Origin of the sequence: Frankia sp. AgKG'84/4 (genome assembly GCF_023242965.2) — a bacterium.
GTDB lineage: Bacteria > Actinomycetota > Actinomycetes > Frankiales > Frankiaceae > Frankia.
In genome coordinates, this window is the sequence record NZ_JALKFU020000533.1 from 1 (window position 1) to 3749 (window position 3749).

The 3749-nt window shown below is 71.0% G+C and carries 4 protein-coding genes; 3 read left to right on the plus strand and 1 reads right to left on the minus strand.

Annotated features, from left to right (window positions below; genetic code table 11):
• Window positions 1-827 (minus strand): phospholipid-binding protein (locus tag MXD58_RS22645; protein WP_250609880.1); only part of this gene is annotated, 827 nt, incomplete at its 3' end.
• A gap of 385 nt (window positions 828-1212) precedes the next feature.
• On the opposite strand from MXD58_RS22645, the gene MXD58_RS22650 reads away from it, so the two are divergent.
• The 3 genes from MXD58_RS22650 to MXD58_RS22660 all read left to right on the plus strand — a co-directional run bounded on the left by MXD58_RS22650 (window position 1213) and on the right by MXD58_RS22660 (window position 3724).
• A complete protein-coding gene (locus MXD58_RS22650) occupies window positions 1213-1764 on the plus strand; it encodes a MarR family winged helix-turn-helix transcriptional regulator (RefSeq protein ID WP_374616516.1) in 552 nt (183 codons plus the stop codon).
• Window positions 1765-2111: 347 nt separating this feature from the next.
• Complete coding sequence (locus MXD58_RS22655) at window positions 2112-2633, plus strand: DoxX family protein (RefSeq protein ID WP_248841079.1); 522 nt, start codon at window positions 2112-2114, stop codon at window positions 2631-2633.
• An 83-nt stretch (window positions 2634-2716) separates the two neighbouring features.
• Window positions 2717-3724 (plus strand): alpha/beta fold hydrolase, encoded by a 1008-nt coding sequence (locus MXD58_RS22660; protein WP_250609881.1) that lies wholly within the window; start codon window positions 2717-2719, stop codon window positions 3722-3724.
• The last annotated feature ends 25 nt before the right edge of the window (window positions 3725-3749 follow it).

The window sequence follows — 3749 nt, forward strand, 5'->3', positions numbered from 1 at the left end:
GAGCGGACCGGCGGCCCTGGTCTGGGCCGCTCGCCGGCGGGTGGCCGAGGCCGGGCGGACCCGGCCACCGGCTGCCCGATCGGCGGGTGGTCGGCCGGCGAGTGGTCTGAGGCGGAGGTTTCCGCACCGGACCCGATGTCGATCCCCGGTGCACCCGTGTCCCTGGCCGGGGACGCCTTCCCGGCCACGACGGCCGGCTCGGCCGTGCCCGGCGGACTGGCCGGGACAGGGGAATGAGGGGAGGCTCCGGCGCCCGGCTCCGCGATTCGCACTGCCGCTCGATTCGCTCCATTCTCGCCGGGTCGCGTTGACGAGAGTGCGTCTCCGGGAGGAATGAGGCTGAGCCTTGTGGCGACCAGCAGAGCGGCTTCGGCAAAGGGCGAGGCGGCCGTGGCGCGGCGGACCTGGTCCCAGTCGACCTGTTCCCGCATCGCCCGGATCATCGGCAGTACGCGGGCCAGATCGCAGTACCGTTCCTCCAGGGCCAGCAGGGTCATCTCGAACCAGTCCGTCGCGTCCAGGACGGGCATCCGCACCGAGTCGACCGACATCTCGCTGGAGCGTTCCAGCATCTCGCCGGTGACGGCGCGGCCGACCGGATGATGGATCAGGTCGACGAGCACCTCGCCGTCGAACACCTTGGTGAGCCAGTCCTCCGGCGGATCCACCGGGCGCAGCCCGGCGGCGTCGAGCACGGAGACCGCGCGGGCGACATCTTCCTCCCGCAGCATGAAATCCACGTCGTGAACAGGCTCGGGGCCGCCTCGGGCCCAACATGCGTAGCTTCCCCCGAGGGCGAACGGGATGTCCGCCTCCTTCAGGGTCACCGCGACACGTTTCAGACTCTCCCGCAGACCTCTGGGCGCATCCTCCATACGGGAGCCACTACCCACACAGTGCCCGTGATGCACCCGCCACCTGGAGGTTGTCCCACCTGCCTCCCTGTCACGAGCGTGACATCCCCGAATGGCTACCCCGAAGCGGTGATGAGCGTACTACGCACGTACCTGGATGTCCGGTAATCCCTAGTTATAATTTCACTACATGCCGGCCGAGTAACGGCACAGACGCCGAGCCACCACGTGATTCTGACAGCCTGGCGACAACGAGCGTCGGCATGAGCGATGATGACCTTTGCGGCGAACTCGTCGGCCGCCTACTTCGACACCGGATTGGAAGCGAACCCTGAACGCGCGCACACGATCCGACCAGTTGCCCCGGGGTGTCGGTGATGACACCAGCGCGCTGGAACATTCCGGCGAGCGCCTACCCGGGCAACGCGCAACCGAGCCGGCAGCCCTGCCTTCGCCGCCGGCCGAGCCGCCCGCCACCAGCGGTGTCGTGGACATGTCCAGCCATCCGGGCCAGCTCGCCCGGCGGCTGCAGCAGGTGACCTACCAGCTGTGGACGACCACGGTCTCCACCGAGACGACGCCTCCGCAGTTCGTCGTTCTCAACAGCCTCCTGGCGGATCCCGACATCGATCAGCGCACGCTCGGTGAACGGGCGTCGCTCGACCGGTCCACCGTCGCCGACGTGGTCGCGAGACTCGTCCAACGGGGTCTCATCCGCCGCGTGCGGGATCCGCGCGACGGCAGGCGCAACGTTCTGCGGCTGACCAAGCGCGGCGAGTCCACCCACGGCCAGGTGGCGGACCGCATCGAACAGATGAACGACAAACTGCTGGCGCCGCTGTCCAAGGAGGAACAGGGCACCCTGCTGTCCATGCTGACGCGGATCGTCGACCAGGACGCCCAGCGCTAGGCGAGCCCACCGCCTGCGGGCCTGCCCACGGTCGGCGACCCAGTCGTCGGGCTTGCCGTTCTCGCGGTCGGCACGGTCGGCGTCACCGCCTCGTCCCCGCTCCACGGACGCGAGGCCGCCCGGCCCGCCGACGGCGGGCCGCCCGGCCGCGGTGAGCCCGACGGCGGACATCCCCGGACTCGATCAACCTCGGTCCGCCAGGGTCTTCGGGCACATTCGAAGATCAACAAAAGATCAAACTAATTGCAATTAGCGTGTCAACTCTGACAACCCGCTACTGTCGGCGCTGCGACACCGGCGCGCCGGCCGCCGTCGCCCCGCGAAGTAGCCCGGTTCGAGGAGGACACGTGACATCGCCTGACACCGCGGCCCTGGTGCTCCGGGTCATTGTGGGACTCACACTGATCGCGCACGGCTACAACCACGTGTTCGGGCCTGGTGGGATCAAGGGGACGGCGGGCTGGTTCGGCAGCATGGGCCTGCGGCCGCCGCTCGTGCACGCCTGGATGTCCGGGCTGGTCGAGCTCGCCGCCGGAGCCGGGCTGGTCGTCGGCTTCCTCACCCCGTTCGCCGCGGGCGCGATCATCGGCACGATGGTCGTCGCCGGCATCACGGCGCACCGCACCAACGGGTTCTTCATCTTCAAGCCCGGCCAGGGCTACGAATACGTGCTGATGATCTCGGTCGTCTGCGCGGCCATCGCCATCCTCGGCCCGGGCAGGGCCTCGCTGGATCACGCGATCGGCATCGAGCTCGACGGCTGGGTCGGCGCCATCATCGCGCTCGTGCTCGGCGTCGGCGGCTCCGCCCTGCTGCTGGCCACCGCGTGGCGCCCGGAGCGCAAGCCCGCCGAGTCCACGAACGCCTAGAGCGCCTGAACGCACAGCCGCGAGGCCGGCCCGGAGTCAGGGACTGATTCCGGGCCCGCACGACGTGCACCTCGATATTCAGTGTGCTGATACTGGCCTTCGTGGTTACCGAACACGAGAGTGAACAGCAGGATCGGCCGGCTCTGACGCCCTCACTGCTCCTGCCGGGCGACGGCCTGGAACTCGCCGCGGACGCCTACGGGGATCCGGCCGATCCCCCCGTGGTGCTGCTACCCGGCGGCGGGCAGACGCGCCACTCGTGGCGCCGCACGGCCCGCCGGCTCGGCGACCACGGCTGGTACGCCCTGGCGGTCGACCTGCGCGGCCACGGCGACTCCGGCTGGGCACCCGACGGCGACTACACCTTCGAGCGTTTCGGCGCGGACCTCCTCGCCCTGCGCGCCGCCCTGAGCCAGCCGCCGGTGTTCGTCGGGGCCTCCCTCGGCGGGCTCGCCGCGCTCATCGCCCTCGGCCGTGAACCGGACCTGGCCCGCGGGCTCGTCCTCGTCGACGTGTCCCCGTTCCTGCAGAACGAGGGCACCGCGCGGATCGCCGGCTTCATGCGCTCGGCGCCGGAGGGCTTCGCCTCCCCGGCGGAGGCCGCCGACGCGGTCGCCGCCTACCTGCCGCACCGGCAGCGCCCGCGCGACACCAGCGGGCTGCACCGCAACCTGCGCCTCGTGGACGGCCGCTGGTTCTGGCACTGGGATCCCGTCTTCCTGTTCCCGCCCGACGAGCCGGACCCCGAGCGGGTGACCAGCATGCCGACCGACCTCACCGCCGCCGCGGCGGCGAGCCTGCGGATCCCGACGATGCTGGTCCGCGGCAGCCGGTCGGACGTCGTCAGCGAGGAGGACGCCCGGCGGTTCCTCGCCCTCGTCCCGCACGCCGACTACTGCGACGTGGCCGGGGCGCACCACATGGTGGCCGGCGACGACAACGCGTCGTTCGACGGGCGCATCCTGGACTTCCTCGATCGCCGGATCCGCCCCCGGCTGATTCTCGACACCGCGCCCGTCCGCGGCCCCGGACCCGCGGACGAGGCCCCGGCCCTGGACAGCGGCCCGGGGGTGCACGGGATGCCGGCCTGACCTCGACACCGGCGGACGCCGGGCC